Annotated in this window: 14 protein-coding genes; 9 read left to right on the top strand and 5 right to left on the bottom strand. The window is 46.0% G+C overall.

The window, feature by feature from the left end; translation table 11 throughout:
• The first annotated feature begins 1 nt into the window (after nucleotide 1).
• The 7 genes from K5677_RS06805 (at nucleotide 2) to K5677_RS06775 (ending at nucleotide 8,478) form a co-directional block, all read left to right on the top strand.
• A complete protein-coding gene (locus K5677_RS06805; RefSeq protein WP_296726128.1) occupies nucleotides 2-1,201 on the top strand; it encodes an aminotransferase class I/II-fold pyridoxal phosphate-dependent enzyme in 1,200 nt (399 codons plus the stop codon).
• On the top strand, nucleotides 1,179-2,036 hold the full coding sequence (ispE, locus tag K5677_RS06800) for a 4-(cytidine 5'-diphospho)-2-C-methyl-D-erythritol kinase (protein WP_296726127.1): 858 nt from the start codon (nucleotides 1,179-1,181) through the stop codon (nucleotides 2,034-2,036). Before K5677_RS06805 ends, ispE begins: the two co-directional genes overlap by 23 nt.
• 324 nt (nucleotides 2,037-2,360) lie before the next feature.
• Entirely contained in the window at nucleotides 2,361-2,747 is a 387-nt protein-coding gene (locus K5677_RS06795; RefSeq protein WP_296726125.1) for a YegP family protein, read from the top strand.
• Between the two features lie 434 nt (nucleotides 2,748-3,181).
• Nucleotides 3,182-4,759, top strand: a complete 1,578-nt coding sequence (gene rny / locus K5677_RS06790; RefSeq protein WP_296726122.1) for a ribonuclease Y — start codon at nucleotides 3,182-3,184, stop codon at nucleotides 4,757-4,759.
• A 170-nt stretch (nucleotides 4,760-4,929) separates the two neighbouring features.
• Complete coding sequence (locus tag K5677_RS06785; RefSeq protein ID WP_296726120.1) at nucleotides 4,930-6,645, top strand: dockerin type I domain-containing protein; 1,716 nt, start codon at nucleotides 4,930-4,932, stop codon at nucleotides 6,643-6,645.
• Nucleotides 6,646-6,677: 32 nt separating this feature from the next.
• Nucleotides 6,678-8,138 carry an O-antigen ligase family protein gene (locus K5677_RS06780; RefSeq protein ID WP_296726117.1) on the top strand — a complete coding sequence of 487 codons (1,461 nt, stop codon included), beginning with the start codon at nucleotides 6,678-6,680 and terminating at the stop codon, nucleotides 8,136-8,138.
• Nucleotides 8,139-8,307: 169 nt separating this feature from the next.
• Nucleotides 8,308-8,478 carry a 4Fe-4S binding protein gene (locus K5677_RS06775; RefSeq protein WP_028515345.1) on the top strand — a complete coding sequence of 57 codons (171 nt, stop codon included), beginning with the start codon at nucleotides 8,308-8,310 and terminating at the stop codon, nucleotides 8,476-8,478.
• Between the two features lie 53 nt (nucleotides 8,479-8,531).
• On the opposite strand, the gene K5677_RS06770 is transcribed toward K5677_RS06775, so the two are convergent.
• Nucleotides 8,532-8,714, bottom strand: a complete 183-nt coding sequence (locus K5677_RS06770) for a DUF1540 domain-containing protein (protein WP_028515346.1) — start codon at nucleotides 8,712-8,714, stop codon at nucleotides 8,532-8,534.
• A 199-nt stretch (nucleotides 8,715-8,913) separates the two neighbouring features.
• Here K5677_RS06770 and K5677_RS06765 point away from each other — a divergent pair, with 199 nt between their 5' ends.
• Entirely contained in the window at nucleotides 8,914-10,968 is a 2,055-nt protein-coding gene (locus K5677_RS06765) for a DUF6583 family protein (protein WP_296726113.1), read from the top strand.
• A gap of 43 nt (nucleotides 10,969-11,011) precedes the next feature.
• On the opposite strand, the gene coaBC is transcribed toward K5677_RS06765, so the two are convergent.
• The 4 genes from coaBC to K5677_RS06745 all read right to left on the bottom strand — a co-directional run bounded on the left by coaBC (nucleotide 11,012) and on the right by K5677_RS06745 (nucleotide 14,807).
• Nucleotides 11,012-12,205, bottom strand: a complete 1,194-nt coding sequence (gene coaBC / locus K5677_RS06760; protein ID WP_296726109.1) for a bifunctional phosphopantothenoylcysteine decarboxylase/phosphopantothenate--cysteine ligase CoaBC — start codon at nucleotides 12,203-12,205, stop codon at nucleotides 11,012-11,014.
• A gap of 10 nt (nucleotides 12,206-12,215) precedes the next feature.
• Nucleotides 12,216-13,196, bottom strand: a complete 981-nt coding sequence (locus tag K5677_RS06755; protein ID WP_296726107.1) for a 2-hydroxyacid dehydrogenase — start codon at nucleotides 13,194-13,196, stop codon at nucleotides 12,216-12,218.
• Nucleotides 13,197-13,244: 48 nt separating this feature from the next.
• On the bottom strand, nucleotides 13,245-13,763 hold the full coding sequence (locus K5677_RS06750; RefSeq protein WP_296726104.1) for a cysteine hydrolase family protein: 519 nt from the start codon (nucleotides 13,761-13,763) through the stop codon (nucleotides 13,245-13,247).
• A 762-nt stretch (nucleotides 13,764-14,525) separates the two neighbouring features.
• Nucleotides 14,526-14,807 (bottom strand): hypothetical protein, encoded by a 282-nt coding sequence (locus K5677_RS06745; protein ID WP_296726102.1) that lies wholly within the window; start codon nucleotides 14,805-14,807, stop codon nucleotides 14,526-14,528.
• A gap of 595 nt (nucleotides 14,808-15,402) precedes the next feature.
• Here K5677_RS06745 and K5677_RS06740 point away from each other — a divergent pair.
• On the top strand, nucleotides 15,403-16,533 hold a 1,131-nt coding region (locus K5677_RS06740; RefSeq protein ID WP_296726099.1), incomplete at its 3' end, for a glycoside hydrolase family 11 protein.

Here is a 16,533-nt window from a genome sequence, read left to right as displayed (position 1 = left end):
CGTGATAGATTATGACAAGGTCCTTTCGGACAAGATCAAAAGCATAAAGCCCTCGGGAATACGTAAATTCTTTGACATCGCAGGCACTATGGACGATGTTATATCTCTCGGTGTCGGCGAGCCCGATTTCAATACTCCGTGGGCTATAAGAAAGGCTGCAATACAGGTATTGGAGCGCAAGCACATCATTTACGGACCGAACAAGGGACTTGCTCCCCTGAGAGGTGCTATCTCACAGACTATCGAGAAAAAGCACGGTGTAAAGTACGATCCCGACAAGGAGATAATCGTGACAGTGGGCGGCTCTGAGGCTATAGACCTCGCGCTCAGAGGACTTCTTGACAACGGCGATGAGGTGCTGGTGGTAGAGCCATGCTTTGTCTGTTATGCTCCTCTTGTTGAGCTGGCAGGCGGTGTTCCCGTATCTGTTCCCACAAAAATAGAGAATAACTTCAAGCTCACTCTTGATGATTTCAAGGACAAGATAACAGAGCGTACAAAGCTCCTGATACTGCCTTTCCCTAACAATCCTACGGGAGCTGTTATGACTAAGGAGGACTTAGAGCCTATTGCGGAGTTTCTCCGCGATACCAATATCATGGTGCTCAGCGACGAGATATACTCCGAGCTGACCTACGGCAGAAAGCATTTCTCGATTATTGAGCTTGAGGGTATGAGAGAGCGTACTATCTATGTAAACGGCTTCTCAAAGGCTTATGCCATGACAGGCTGGAGACTGGGCTATGTTACTGCTCCCGAGCCGATAATCAGTCAGATATCCAAGATACATCAGTACGGCATCATGTGCAGCCCGTTTATAAGTCAGAATGCCGCTGTTGAAGCGCTTACCTCCTGCGATGCAGAGGTGGCTAAAATGGTTGACGAGTACAATATCCGCCGCCGCTATCTGGTGGGCGAGTTCAACCGCCTCGGTCTGACCTGCTTTAATCCCGAAGGAGCATTCTATGTGTTCCCTTGTATCAAGAGTACAGGTCTCACAAGCGAGGAGTTCTGCGAGAGACTGCTGTTTGAGGGCAAGGTGGCGGCTGTTCCGGGAAGTGCCTTCGGAGACAGCGGCGAGGGCTATATGCGTATATCCTACGCTTATTCACTTAAACACCTTATGGAGGCTATATCCCGTATCGAAAAGTTCCTGAAAAAACTGGAGGCTGAGAAGAATGAGGGTAAAAACTGCGGCTAAGATAAACCTTGCTCTGGACGTCACGGGCAAGCTTCCCAACGGCTATCACAGTCTTGAAAGTGTTTTTCAGACCGTGGGGCTTTACGATGAGGTTGACATTGAGCTGACAAACAGCGGCATAGAGCTGAGCTGCGAGGTACCCGAGATGTTTGCGGATTCTGATCCTATACCATGTGATGAACGCAATATCGCATATAAGGCTGCAAAGCTGTTCTTTGAGGAGAACAGTATGGACTGCGGCTGCCGTATACATATAAAGAAGGGTATCCCTTCACAGGCAGGCATGGGCGGCGGAAGCACCGATGCTGCGGCTGTATTGTACTGCCTCGGCAGAATGACAGGGAAAAACGTCAGCGCTCCCGAAAAGCTGGGAGCCGATGTGCCTTTCTTCCTTACTGGAGGTACAGCCTATGTTGAGGGCATCGGAGAGAAAATAACTCCTATTGCCGATTATTCGGGACGAATACTGGTCATCGCAAAGGGGAAAGAGGGCGTTTCCACCGCAGAGGCTTACCGAAATATCGACAGCCTGACTGCTCCTGCTCACCCTGAGACTCACAAGCTGGTGGAAGCCATAAATTCGGCTCCCGATACGGCTTACAGGTACTTCGGGAATCTGTTTGAACAGGCTGTGAAGCTTCCCGAGGTGGATGACATAAAAAGCAATATGCTGAAATATCGTGCTCGCAGAGCTGTCATGACAGGCAGCGGCTCGGCAGTGTTCGGACTTTTCATAGATCCCGCACAGGCTGTCAGATGTGTTGACAAGCTGAGAGAAAAGGACTATTTTGCTATAACCTGCGAGACTGTTCTCGAGAGCTTCATCATAATTTAAGATAAAGTGCAGCAGTATTCATGCTGCTTCGTTAAAAAGAAACTATGGTTGCCGGGTCTGAAATTTCAGACTCGGTAATTTTATGCCCTGAGCCGTAAAAAGGCAGAGACTCTCGTTTTTGCACCTGTACAGCGCCATATCACGGGTATATAGAGGTCCTCTCCGCTGTCAGCTATGAAACTTTAAAATGGTAAATATTTTGGCGTTTTGATGAAAATTCACAAAAACTATTGACAAGTCAGCAGTATTCAGTTATAATTATGATATAAATCGGATATGCAATCGGTTTAATTATTACTTTTGCTGAAAGGTGTTGAAAAAATCATGGGCAAATTTATCATCAAAGCTACCAAGACAGGCTTCACATTCAGCCTGAAGGCAGGCAATGGAGAGGTCATCGCTACGGGCGGAGAGGTATACAATACTCTCGCAAGCGTTAAAAACGGTATCTCAAGCGTTATGAAGAACGCTCCCGAGGCTAATCTTGAGGATCAGACTGTGGAAGGCTTCCAGACAGTAAATAACCCTAAGTTCGAGATATATAAGGACAAGTCAGGCGAATTCAGATTCCGCCTTAAAGCAAAGAACGGCGAGATAATCGCCGCAAGCGAGGGCTATGTCAAGAAGGACAGCTGCAAGAAGGGCATTGCAAGCGTCAGAAAGAACGCTGTTGACGCTCCTGTTATAGAGCCGGAGCCTGAAAAGAAATGATAAATGACGGACTGTCGCTTCGGCGGCAGTCTTTTTTGTACTGAAATTATGCATAATGCATTATGAAACATGACTTGGTACACTAAAAAGTATTTTTCTTCACAAAAATCTATTGACAGAACGCCTGAAATATTATATAATAATTATGTTGTATTTATTTGCATAATATTACTATGGCAGTATATGCAGCTTTGTTTTAAATCATTATCCGCAGCGGCGATATATAAAGATGTCCGCGCGGTCTAAATATGATAACGGAACAAAATTTTGGACGGGGATTATAACGTCCGTCTATCTTTTGCGAGCTCAAAAAGCTCTTCATCTATATATTTATAAATGAATAAAATAATGCGGCATTTACCGCCTTTAAGTAATAATTAAAACTATGATACAAACTTTTGATTATTTTTTACGAAAAGGAGGTAATGCACTGTATGGATCCAATCATCGCTATTGTTCTTATCATTGCTGCGCTGGCAGCAGGCGTTGGAGTGGGTTATGCTCTGTTCTACAAAAAGGGCGTTGAGGCAGGCGTGGAAAAGCGCAAGCACGACGCAGAAGCAATCGTAGGTTCTGCTGAACAGCAGGCAGAGCGTATCGTTGAGGATGCCGAAAAGGACGCTGACAATAAGAAGAAAAGCGCCCTCATAGAGGCAAAGGACGAAATACATAAGCTCCGCACCGAGGCGGATAAGGAGATCAAGGATCGCAGAGCAGAGCTGTCACGTCAGGAAAGACGTATGCAGCAGAAAGAAGAGAATTTAGACAAGAAAACTGATAATCTCGAAAAGAAGGAGGAGACTCTCAATCAGAAGATAAAGTCGGCTGACGAAAAACTCAAGGAAGCTGATTCTATCAAGAAGAGCCAGATGGATATTCTGGAGAGGATCTCTGAATTTACTAAGGATCAGGCTAAGGAGTATATCATTTCCAAGCTGGAGGACGACCTCGTCCACGAAAAGGCTGTAAAGGTACAGGCTTACGAGCAGATCATCAAGGACGAATGTCAGGAGAAGGCAAGAAGCTATATCTCTCTGGCTATCGCTAAAGTGGCTGCGGATCAGGTCTCTGAGGCTGCTGTTTCAGTAGTTCCTCTGCCAAATGACGAAATGAAGGGACGTATCATCGGCCGTGAGGGACGCAATATCAGAACTCTCGAAACTCTTACAGGCGTCGATCTTATCATCGACGATACCCCTGAGGCTATTACAATTTCCTGCTTTGACCAGATCAGACGTGAGGTAGCAAGGATCGCCCTCGAAAAGCTTATTTCCGACGGAAGGATCCACCCGACACGTATTGAGGAAATGGTCGAAAAGGCTCGCCGTGAGGTAGAGTACAAGATCAAGCAGGAGGGTGAACGCGCTGTCATCGAGACTAACGTTCACGGCCTTAACCACGAGCTTATCAAGCTTATCGGCCGTCTTAAATTCCGTACAAGCTACAGACAGAACGTACTGGATCACTCCATTGAGGTTGCAAAGCTCTGCGGAGTTCTCGCTTCAGAGCTGGGCGTTGACGCCAATATGGCAAGACGTGCCGGACTTCTCCACGATATCGGTAAGGCTCTTACCTCCGAGATCGAGGGCTCGCACGTTCAGATCGGTGTTGATGTTTGTAAAAAATACAACGAAAATCCTGTTATTATACACGCTGTCGAGGCTCACCATAACGACGTTGAGCCGAAAACAGTCATTGCCTGCATAGTTCAGGCAGCCGACGCTATCTCCGCTGCAAGACCTGCCGCAAGAAGCGAAAACTACGAAAGCTATATCAAGCGCCTTCAGAAACTTGAGGAGATATGCACCTCTTATGACGGCGTTGAGAAGTGCTTTGCTGTACAGGCAGGACGTGAAGTCAGGATCATGGTCACTCCTGAGGTCATCAACGATGAGAAAATGGTTCTCGTCGCAAGACAGATCGCTCAGCAGATCGAGGCTGAGATGGATTATCCGGGACAGATCAAGGTCAATCTCATTCGTGAGAGCAGAGTTACTGACTACGCAAAATAACGCACTCTGCTGCGGTATGCTTTTACCGCAGAACGTTGGCTGTCGGGCATATTATGCTCGACAGCCGCTTTTTATTTCACTCTGGAGACATGAGAAAGTATTATTTCCCATGCCTTCAGAATGAAATAGGTAAAAAAGAGAAAAGAATAAGTACAGAGGGAGGTAATGATATGAAAAAAACTAAGTTATGGGGATTATTTGCATCTGCTGCGGCTGCTGCGGTGCTGGCACTGGCGGCTGTTCCGTTATCGGCATCTGCTGCGTGGAAGCAGATAGACAGTATGGGAGACCTGAACGGCGATAAACAGGTCAACGTGGCAGATATGGTAACGCTGTGCAAGCATCTGCACGGTGCTCAGCCGCTGGGAGACAGCAGCGTCTGCACTCTTGGCAGCGGAAAGTATGCAATAAAGACCGGTCCTGAAAAGGTCGTGACCGTCAGCGGTGGTATCTCAGTCCAGAAGGCTGATCTCAACAGAGACGGGATAGTCGATATATTCGACCTTGTGGAAATGAGGAAGCAGCTTATCTCTGCGGATAAGTACGGAGAGATTTTCCTCTGGCACGATGAGACTACAACTACAACGACTGCTAAGCTTACGACGGCAACTTCAACGACCACTGCAACAACTACTACGACTACAGTTCCGACTAAGAAGGATTTTATCCCTGCGCCTGTTTACGATATGTACGGGACTCTGCCTTCACAGGGCAAGGCTAATTTGATAGTCTTTTATGTGGATTTCCCTGACTGCAAATTCAAATATGAGCCGACCACGGAAAAGATAGAGGAAATTGCCTTTGGTCCCGAAAATGAAAGCTCGCCTTTGTATCCCTATGAGAGCTGTTCGGCTTTCTATTCAAGAGCTTCAAAGGGTGCTATGAAGCTTCAGGGCAAGGCTTACAGATATACCTGCAAGAATAATATCAGCTCATATGAGGGGGATATATTCAAGGCGGATTTTACTACCGAGGTATTAAAGAATATGGACAGTACTGTGGATTACTCGCAGTTTGATGCCAACCATGACGGTATAGTTGACGCTATGCTCTTCTGTGTGCCCAGTTCATCAGACGAGCAGGAATGGTGGCCATGCGCAGGTGAATTCGGCGGCGACTACTGGCTCAAGCTGGACGGCATGACTATGGGGCACGTTATCACCGGCAATGCAGATATCACTTCGGATACGGACTATTCAAACTTTACCTCCACATATCTTCATGAAATGGGACATTGTATGGGACTTCCCGATTATTATCTGTATGTAGATAACGGTGAGGACTTCGAGGGGCTTCACGGCTCGGCAGGCTATGACCTCATGGACGAGGCACATTCTGATTTCAGCGCTATTTCAAAGCTTATGCTTGGCTGGTACAGAGAGGATCAGATACAGGTCTATGACAGCTCTAAGGGCACTCAGACCTTTACCCTCACAAACGGTCAGAGCGACGAGGGCAACTGCCTTATTATACCGAGAGGTACGCTCAACAGCGAATATAAGTCGGAATACTTTATTCTTGAATACACAACTCTCGATCAGAACAACAGCGACGTCAAGAAGAATTTCTGGTGGAGACCTATTGGCAGCGGTGTGAGGATACTCCATGTCGAGGCTACCGAATATAACGACGGCTGGCGCAGGGTATTCAAATACGAGAGCGGAAACGATGAGTTTACAAATAAAGATAAGGGCAGACGCTTTGTAAGGCTCGTTGACGACGGCGAAAAGGATAATCTGCGCAGGACAGGAGATGTGGTAAAAAGCTCAATAAGCGGCTTCTGCTGGTATGACAGCGGCGGCGCAGAGTCTTTTGATCCCGGCGTCATTATCACTATTGGTGAGAAAAACGGAGACAGCTATACAGTTACCGTTTCTCGTAAATAACTCTGCATAAAAGCAGGAAGGAATTTTTTAGCATGGCAAAAACTATTTTTAAAACCACAGAAAAATCAAACTTTATTCTCAACATGACAGAGGAACAGTATTCAAAGCTGGCTTCACGTGGGCTTATAGCAGCAATGCTGGCAGTGCCGCTGTTCACCATTATCCCTGAGATAACGGATAAGGCATCATATGCCTTTTCAGCAGGGGGACTTGCTGTAGGCGGCGTAATATGCATGATACTTGCTCTTATCGCTCTTATGAAGAAGTATATCGGCAAAGGCGCAGTTATACCCGTATGTGCTATGGGCGCACTTGTGGGCTGGGGCGTTGTTTCCCTTATAAACGGCTATGACCTGAATATCTCCCTCTATGGATACCCCAACAGAGGCGAGGGACTTCTTGCTTTAATGTTCTACTTCGGATTCTTTACAACGGCTGCGGCGATAAAGCGCGAAAAGGCTGTAGAGACTCTTATAAACGGTATCGTAGGAGTCGGTGCTCTCAACAGCTTGGTGTCTTTGATACAGATATTCGTCAAAAACAGGCATTATGATCTGGTATCTATGGACGATAAAGCTATGGCAGCCTCGGGACTTTCAATGTCTCCCATATTCCTGGCAATGGTGCTGACACTGGCGCTTTCGGCTGCTCTCATAGGCTTTGTTTCATCTGAAAACAAAAAGCGCAGGATAATTTTTGTCTGTGCAGCAATGCTTTTCTCATTTGTTATTATGTTTACTTACTCTATAATAGGTATCTGCGGATTGGTATTTTCAGTTATCGCGGCTGTTGCTGCTGTATTTGCTCTCAAGGCTCCTAAGGTGCGCCTTGTGTCTGTTTTAGCCTCTGCTGTAGGAGCTGCGCTGGCTGTTGTACTGGTTTATGCAGGCGCTGTAGGCAATATCACCGAATACAGGACCTACGACGGCAGGATAGCATGGTGGGCTGATGCATATATGAGAGCCTCGGCATCGGGCAGCTTTAATGCAAAAGTTGTGGATATAGATGATCCTGTGGACGTTTATACCTATATGAACGAAAAAACCATGAATATCATCGGCAAGGACCCTCTGACTGGCACTGGCCCCGAACAGCTTGCTTTTCCTCAGGTACACAAGGTTGGTGAGCTTACCGAGATAGAGGATATAATGACAGCAAATGACGGCATTTTCGATAAGACCTATAATGAGTATCTCTATACTGCGGCTACAAGGGGAGTTCCTTCGCTTATCGCACTGGCTCTGGCGCTTATCCCTGCTCTGTTCATGGGCTATAAGGCTCTCCGCAGAAGAAAGAACGCCGAGGCATTCACGATATTCGTGCTTACGCTGGGCGGTGTGCTTATGTTCTTCATAAGCTGCAGCAGTATCGCATATGCACCTGTATTCTGGGCAGCGGCAGGAACAGCCTGCGCTCATGTTGAAACTGCAAAGGAAAAGAAGTCTGCTGAGAAGCTTGCCAAAAAGAATGAAAAAACTAAGAATAAGGCATGACGACAAAGCTCTGAGAGACAGACTCTCAGAGCTTTTTTGCGGATATACAGCGATCTGTGTCAAAAATGTAAGCTTGTACTAACAAAAAGCTATTGATTTTTCACACAGATATGGTAAAATAAAAACACGGGGAGCAGAAGCTCCGCGAATAACACGGAGGTGTATGTAAATGGCATATATTATTTCTGATGATTGTGTAATGTGTGGTGCTTGTGCAGGCGAGTGTCCTGTAGGCGCTATCTCTGAGGGAGACGGAAAATACGTTATCGACGCAGACGCTTGCGTAGAGTGCGGTGCTTGTGCAGGTGTATGTCCTGTAGGCGCTCCTAATGCTCAGTAATCACGATAAGATGCAATAAGCAGTTCCATTGACGGAACTGCTTATTTTTTTGCTTATTCGCAGCAGCCTGAGCGGACTACGAATGAATTGCAGTCTGTACATTCGGGGACAGTAGGATTGTCCTCGTGTGTGCCTACTGAAATGCAGTCGAGAGAGCAGTAGTTCTCGGATACGAGATTGTGACGGCACTGAGATACGTCGCACTTGATGCTCTTGTTCTTTTTCTGTTCGTCCATGATTATATCTCCTATACTTTAGTAGCTCCTTTTGGGAACATATTTATTATTGACCGGATTTTATGTATTATTCATATCAGAATTATTACAGCATGAATACAAAATGGGAGAGATATTGACTTTTGCATAAGTTTGTGATAAGATTATCATATGAGGCTATAAGCTCTCTGAATAACATGATTTTTAGGAGGGGATCAGTATGTTTGAAAATGATCACAATGAAAACGGCATTGAAAACACACAGTTCGACAGCCAGCCCATTAATGAGGAGCTCAGCGTTTCAGGCGTTGACAACGTTACCAAAAAGGGCAGGGGCAGAAAGGCTGCTCTGATAGGGGGAATATCAGCAGCTGTTGTCGTAGGCGGTTCTACAGCTGCATATGCAGCTTCTGATACTGTCAAGAATCAGGTAAAGCTCAGAATGAGCAGCCCTGAGAATTACTATGCATGGGTGACCGAGAATAATTCAAAAGACCTCGGTCAGATGCTCAGCGAGAATTACAAAAAGAGCATAGATAATATGGAAAAGGGCGCTGATGCTAAGTTCAAACTCTCTTTTGAGCCAACTCAGGACGCTAAGGATATGCTCATGAAGGAGATATTCGACGGCAGCTCAAACGACGAGACAAAGCAGTTTGAGGATATTATCAAGAATAATGATTCTATCGGCATCGCAGCTGATTGGTCTGTAAAGAAGGGCAAGACAAACTGCGGCTTAGGTCTTGAACTCAGCGACAAGCGAGTAGTCGGCGCTGAAGCAGCTATCGATGCTGATGTTATGGACTACTTCGTTCGTATCCCCGAGCTCAAGGAGCAGTGGATAGGCGTTTCAATGGGCGAGACTATGGACGAGCTCATGAGCGATGAGGAGGCTAATGATATCTTCAACACCTATAAGGAGATCATGAATGATCCTGCTTCATTCCTCTCGCCTGACGAGCTTGAGACAGAGGTAAACAGATATGCAGGCGTATGGGGCAGCTTCGCAGACGACGTTAAGCTTGAAAAGAAGGAGTCTGTTGATATCTGCGATATAAAGGCTGACTATACGGTAGCTACTGTTGAGCTCAATGAAAAGGACGTTACAAAGCTTGGTGTTGAATTCCTCAAGGAGATCAAGAGCGATGATATAATCAAGGGTATCGTTGTTGACAAGGTAAAGGCTGTTGACAGCGAGGACGAGTTTAAGGATTCTATCAATGACGCTATAGATGAGCTGAAGGAACAGCTCGATGAGGACGACTTCGACGAGGATACCGTATTCACTATCGATACTTACATAGACGCTACAGGTACTATCCGCGGCTTTGGCTTTGAGGCTGAGGAAGAAAAGCTCACAATGATCCTCGGCAAGGACGGCAAGGACGTAAGAGGCGAGATGAAGTTTGTTTCTGACGGTGAAGAGGAGTTCTCAGTGAAGCTCAAAGCAGAGGAAGAGGGCAAGGATAAGTATACAGGTGATGTTACTATTGCATATCCTCACTATTCATACGACTATGACGATGACGGAAACTTCAACTCAAATACATCAATGGAAGAAGCTGTTATCAAGTTTGACAGCTTTGAGATAGTTGACAAGGAAAAGGGCTACTTCAACGGCGATTTCGTTATAAATATCCCTGATGTTGATCCTATCGACATCACATTCAGCTCTGACGGAAAGCAGCAGGAGGTCGGATATGAGCTCCGCATTGAAGGCAAAGACTACGGTAAGCTCAAGCTTGCTTACTCTGTAGACTACGGCACAAGCGTTGACGTTCCCAGCAAGGACAGCGCTTTCATGGTAGACGTTAAGGACGCTGACAACTTCAAGCTTGAGGAATATGCTTCACAGGACGAGTTCAGCAAGTTCGCAAAGGGCGTTATGACTGAAATAGGCATTGATGATAAAACAGCTGATGAGCTTGCAAAGTATGCAGCAGAGGAGCTCTATGATTCAGTAGACAGCGGTCTTGACATTGAAGACGACGATTTCGACTGGGACGATGAGGACTTCGACCTTGACTTAGATGAGGACGAGGACGATGACCGTCAGCCTACAACTTCTGCCTTCGATGATGACGAATTTGAGGACTTCGACTATGAGAAGTACATGGCAGAATTTGACTGGGACAGCCTTAAGTATGAGGACTATAAGGACTTCATGACTGAGGAGCAGTTCAAGGAAATGGTTGAAGAGGCTAAGAAGTATGCTGATGAGTATTCTTCCAAAGCAGGCAGCAAAACAGAGGCGACTACAAAGAAGGCTTCGTAAATAAAGCAAAAAAATACCTCCGTGATAAACGGAGGTATTTTTGTTATTCTGAGAGGTTTTTCAGCTTCGTGAGTATGACGTTTGCGGCGTCAAATTTACTCATAAGCTCCATTTCCTCAGTGTCGTCCTTTGTTATCATTGTTATGATATTGGTGTCAGTGCCGAAGCCTGCACCTGCACTCCTCAGTGAGTTTGCGCATATCATATCACAGTTTTTCTTAGTAAGCTTTGCACGGGAGTTCTCAATGACGTTGTCGGTCTCCATTGAGAAGCCGCAAACCACCTGTCCTTCGCGGCGGTGTTCTCCGATGTATTTAAGAATATCGGTTGTACGCTTCAGCGGTATGCTCATATCGCCGTCGGACTTCTTTATCTTGCTGTCGGCAGTAGTTGTGGGAGTATAATCCGCAACGGCGGCTGCTTTGATAACGATGTCGGTGCTGTCAAGGCGCTCCTTTACGGCATTGAACATATCCTCTGCGGATTTTACGGGGACTACATTCACGAACATAGGCGACTCAACGTCGGTATGTGCTGCAACAACTGTAACATCAGCTCCGCGGAGCATTGCTGCTCGTGCAAGGGCGAAGCCCATTTTGCCGCTGGAGTGGTTGGAGATAAAGCGGACGGGGTCTATGCTCTCACGGGTAGCACCTGCGGTGACGAGCACACGCTTGCCTGCAAGGTCTTTTTCAAATGCTGCCTCACGAATGATATATTCAAGCAAGGTTTCCTCGTCGGGGAGCTTTCCGTCGCCGATGTCGCGGTTAGCAAGCATTCCGCGGACGGGCTCTACTATCTCATAGCCGAATTTTTTCAGCTTCCCGATATTGTCCTGAACTATGGGGTTATGGAACATATTGTGGTTCATGGCAGGCGCGATTATCTTTTTGCAGGTACACGCCATTACAGTAGTTGTGAGCATATCATCTGCGATACCGTTTGCTATCTTGCCGATAACGTTTGCAGAAGCAGGAGCTATCATAACTACATCAGCCTTTTTCGCAATTGAAACGTGCTCAACACTGTACTCGAAATTGCGGTCAAAGGTGTCAATAAGGCACTTGTGCTGAGTGAGTGTCTCGAAGGTGAGCGGATGAACAAAGTTCAGCGAATTAGGCGTCATTGCAACGTGTACGTCAGCCCCCAGCTTTGTGAGCATACGGGCTAAGTTGCATATTTTATATACTGCGATAGAGCCTGTGACACCAAGTAAAACAGTTTTTCCTGTAAGCATTGTTTTCACCTCAGATATGGAGTTCGTTCGGGCACTCCTCGCCGTTTACACAGGCGAGAATATTGCTGACTGTGGTCTCTGCGATGTTGTGGAGAGCTTCCTCGGTAAGGAAAGCCTGATGTGAAGTAACGATGACATTAGGCATTGAGATAAGCCGTGCAAGGGTATCGTCGGCAATGATGTGTCCTGAGAAATCCTGAAAGAACACATCAGCTTCTTCCTCGTATACGTCAAGGCAGGCAGCTCCTATTTTACGGGCTTTTATGCCTTCAAGGAGAGCCTCGGCGTCGATGAGAGCTCCTCTGGAAGTGTTGACGATGACTACGCCTTTTTTCAGCTTGTCTATGGAATTGCTGTCTATCATGTGGTAGGTCTCCTCGGTGAGAGGACAGTGGAACGAGATTATATCGCTACGGCTGAAAAGCTCGTCAAGGTCAACGTAATCTATATCGCTGTCCTTTGCAGGAAACTTATCGTATGCGATAACGTTCATGCCGAAGCCGCGGCAGATATTTATAAAAATTCGACCTATCTTACCTGTTCCCACAACTCCCACGGTCTTTCCGTGAAGGTCAAAGCCTGTGAGACCGTTCAATGAGAAGTTATGGTCTCTTGTGCGTATAAACGCCTTATGGACGCGTCGGATAGATGTAAGCAGAAGTGCCATTGCGTGTTCTGCGACTGCGTAAGGGGAGTAAGCAGGAACACTGACTACCTTTATCTTATCCTTAGCGTACTTTATGTCAACGTTGTTGTAGCCTGCACATCGGAGTGCAAGTACCTTTACACCCAGCTCACAGAGTCTGTCGATGACTGCCGCATTGACGGTGTCGTTTACGAAAACGCAGACTGCGTCACAGCCCTTTGCAAGGTCGGCGGTGTCTTCGTTGAGCTTTGTCTCGTAAAACTTGAACCTAATATTCTTTTCCTTACCAAGCTTCTCAAATGACGGCATATCGTACTGCTTAGTGTCGAAAAATGCTGCTTTCATGGCTATCCACCCTTCATATTTTGCTTATTATGTGATATTTACGGGATTTTATACTATTTCAGCGAAAACACCTGCCAGAGAGGCAATGTAGGTTTTCTGAACTGTCTCGGCAGGTATCACCTCGCCGTTTATCTCTATGTCCTTTGTAGCACAGGCGTCAGCAACTAAAGCTACCTCATAGCCGTGGTCCATTGCTGCGCGGACCGTAGTATCGACGCACATATGAGTCATCATGCCGCAGACGATAAGCTTTTCGACGCAAAGACTGCGCAGACAGTCGTTGAGCTCTGTTCCGAGAAAGCTGTTGGGGCAGTACTTGTTGATGACGATATCGTCGGGGAGCGGCTTGATACGCTCTGATATTTCGCAGCCATATGTGCCCTCGTTGAAGAAGTCCTCGGTGTCCGGGTTGATGTGCTTGACGTAAATTATCGGACGATTGATTGAGCGGCTTTCTTCGATGAGCTCGATGATTTTTTCTTCAGCCTTCTGCGGATCGTGGAGCTGGCAGGCTCCGCCCTCGAAGTAGTCGTTCTGAACGTCGATGATAAGTAAAGCTTCTTTCATAATCATATCTCCCTAATGCTGTGGTAAATGCCGATTAAACGGTGATTACGGGTGCCTTATATGTTTTGACAAAACCCGTAAAATAACTTTAAGGATAGTATACCATATTGAAGCGGCTGTGTCAATTGCGATGATATGGTCATTATAACGAAATATCACGCCATTTGAGCACAAAAAATGTGAGAGAAATGGGCGGCAAAGCAATATGGCAAATTCATGTGATATAGCTCCTGAAAAGCCATGAGAGCGCAGCCATGTCCGGCGGTCTGTAACAAGTGGTCTAAAACAGAATAAATATACCGCTTGTAAACTTGAATTTTTAATAAAATGTGTACATAATCAGTGTACAACCACGCTGAATAGGAGAATTTGTTAAAATGCATAAAGTAGGCATAGCAATTATAGCAAATTTAACTATTGACTTTTAATACGTTTTGTAGTAAAATATGATTATAGAAGAAAGAAAGATACAAGCCCCCTAATATGGTATTTTAAATACCGAATGAAGACTTACAGTGCTATAAGCAGCGGCGAATTCGCAGCCATGATTGTAAGTGTTCAAAAGAAGTTATTGAGAGCTTCAGCCCTTTATCAGAGACACGAAACCTGCCTTTACAAGAGAAAAGCGCGGAAAATCATGCACTATGATGACAATTGCGCTATTTCTTGCAAGGGTAGGTTTCGTGCTTTTATACATCTTAAAGTGGCGGAGCCGCCGGCATTACACCGACGGCTCCGCCTTATCCTATGGAATGAACAACATCAATAGCAGCTGAAATCAGGGATCTCATCGTCTGACATATCGCAGAAGATGTCGTCATATTTTTCATATTCCAATTCAAGCTCGTTTTCATCGACCGGTCTTTCTATGCCCATAAGGTCTTTTCTTGTGCTCTCGGAAATGTCCGTGGGAGCACATTGTCCGAGAAGAATTTTTCTCACAGACTCAAAAAACAGCTTGTCGATGTCCGAGAATTCGTCCCAGGCGAGTGCTTCGTCGCAGTACCTGAGCATATTCATCGTACTCATTCTGGTGTTCAACATAGTGATCCCTCCTTGACCTTTATTAATTCCCCTTTTATATATTTATCTCGGAATATTTACCGACCCGGACGCGGCAGAGTCCTTTCTGATATGCATATATATCATTGAGGCACGTCCGAAAGATCGGATATTTATATTCCATCTTTATTATATCTATATTTTAGTCACAAAACAACCCACATTTTGCATGAAAAAGTGTAAAAAGCGCAGGTTTCAACAGTTGATGTTGATAAAATATGTAAATATAGCACATAGTAATATTATAATAATTGTGCAAAATCCCTGTCGTATTTAAGACTATTTTAAGGTAATATTTAATGAAATGTGAATAATATTAAATATATGTATTAGTGCTTTGGATAATTCGCAAAACTTGGTCAATTCAAGAAATATAGCCATATAAGCTCAATTCATTGAACAAACATTACCGTATTTGTGAGCAAATTTTGGTCATAATGAATAATGTCAGCAAGAAATGACTTGTTTTTGAAAAAGTTAAGATTTATACTTGGAGATAGACATATAAAGAGTTCGTAACTCATGGGGATTACTGAAATCATTAATTTGCTTTTCAAAAAACAAAGGAGTGATTGAAGTGAAACTATCAAAAATGAAAAGGATCATCAGCGGCACCGTTTCTGCACTGATGATCGCGACCAGCATCCCGACTGTCGCATCTGCTGCCGATCAGCAGACAAGAGGCAATATAGGCGGCTACGACTACGAGATGTGGAACCAGAACGGACAGGGACAGGCTTCGATGAATCCGGGAGCAGGTTCTTTCAGCTGCTCATGGAGCAACATTGAGAACTTCCTTGCTCGTATGGGTAAAAACTACGACAGCCAGAAGATCAACTACACAAAGCTCAACGGCATCACACTTACTTATGATGTTGAGTACACACCCAAGGGCAATTCCTATATGTGTGTATATGGCTGGACAAGAAATCCGCTGATGGAATACTACATCGTTGAAGGCTGGGGCGACTGGAGACCACCGGGAAATGACGGTGAAAACAAGGGTACAGTAACCCTTAACGGAAACACATATGATATCCGTAAGTCGATGCGTTACAACCAGCCGTCACTTGACGGTACTGCAACATTCCCACAGTACTGGAGCGTTCGTCAGACCAGCGGTTCGGCAAATAATCAGACAAACTACATGAAGGGCACTATTGACGTAAGCGGTCATTTTGACGCATGGTCAAAGGCTGGACTTGATATGTCGGGTACTCTTTATGAGGTATCTCTTAATATAGAAGGCTACCGCTCAAACGGTTCGGCTAACGTTAAGAGCGTTACCGTTACCACAGGCGGCGGTCAGTCAACAACTCCTGCTGTGACTACAGGAAATACCCAGGGCGCTCAGCAGGGCGGACAGCAGCAGGGCGGCTTTGATTTCAGCCAGTTCGGCGGTCAGGGCGGACAGCAGCAGGGCGGCTTTGACTTCAGCCAGTTCGGCGGTCAGGGCGGTCAGCAGCAGGGTGGCTTTGATTTCAGCCAGTTCGGCGGTCAGGGCGGTCAGCAGCAGGGTGGCTTTGACTTCAGCCAGTTCGGCGGTCAGGGCGGACAGCAGGGCGGTATGGATTGGAGCGGCTTTGCAGGCGGCTTCGATACCAACGGAAACGCTAATATCGGCTCAGATGCAGGAAACGGCGGTAATGCTCAGTCAGGTCTGAATGCTAAGATCAAGGGCGATATGCCTACTACGGTTCCGGGCGGA

It is taken from the genome of Ruminococcus sp. (assembly GCF_024684275.1).
Note: the sequence above shows the minus strand (reverse complement) of the source record. Positions and strands in the feature narration are given on the sequence as shown.

Bases quoted from the DNA above. Each gene is read 5' to 3' on its own strand.
- ispE (WP_296726127.1), top strand. From the start codon at position 1,179: ATGAGGGTAAAAACTGCGGCTAAGATAAACCTTGCTCTGGACGTCACG.
- K5677_RS06795 (WP_296726125.1), top strand. From the start codon at position 2,361: ATGGGCAAATTTATCATCAAAGCTACCAAGACAGGCTTCACATTCAGC.
- rny (WP_296726122.1), top strand. From the start codon at position 3,182: ATGGATCCAATCATCGCTATTGTTCTTATCATTGCTGCGCTGGCAGCA.
- K5677_RS06785 (WP_296726120.1), top strand. From the start codon at position 4,930: ATGAAAAAAACTAAGTTATGGGGATTATTTGCATCTGCTGCGGCTGCT.
- K5677_RS06780 (WP_296726117.1), top strand. From the start codon at position 6,678: ATGGCAAAAACTATTTTTAAAACCACAGAAAAATCAAACTTTATTCTC.
- K5677_RS06775 (WP_028515345.1), top strand. From the start codon at position 8,308: ATGGCATATATTATTTCTGATGATTGTGTAATGTGTGGTGCTTGTGCA.
- K5677_RS06770 (WP_028515346.1), bottom strand. From the start codon at position 8,714: ATGGACGAACAGAAAAAGAACAAGAGCATCAAGTGCGACGTATCTCAG.
- K5677_RS06765 (WP_296726113.1), top strand. From the start codon at position 8,914: ATGTTTGAAAATGATCACAATGAAAACGGCATTGAAAACACACAGTTC.
- coaBC (WP_296726109.1), bottom strand. From the start codon at position 12,205: ATGCTTACAGGAAAAACTGTTTTACTTGGTGTCACAGGCTCTATCGCA.
- K5677_RS06755 (WP_296726107.1), bottom strand. From the start codon at position 13,196: ATGAAAGCAGCATTTTTCGACACTAAGCAGTACGATATGCCGTCATTT.
- K5677_RS06750 (WP_296726104.1), bottom strand. From the start codon at position 13,763: ATGAAAGAAGCTTTACTTATCATCGACGTTCAGAACGACTACTTCGAG.
- K5677_RS06745 (WP_296726102.1), bottom strand. From the start codon at position 14,807: ATGTTGAACACCAGAATGAGTACGATGAATATGCTCAGGTACTGCGAC.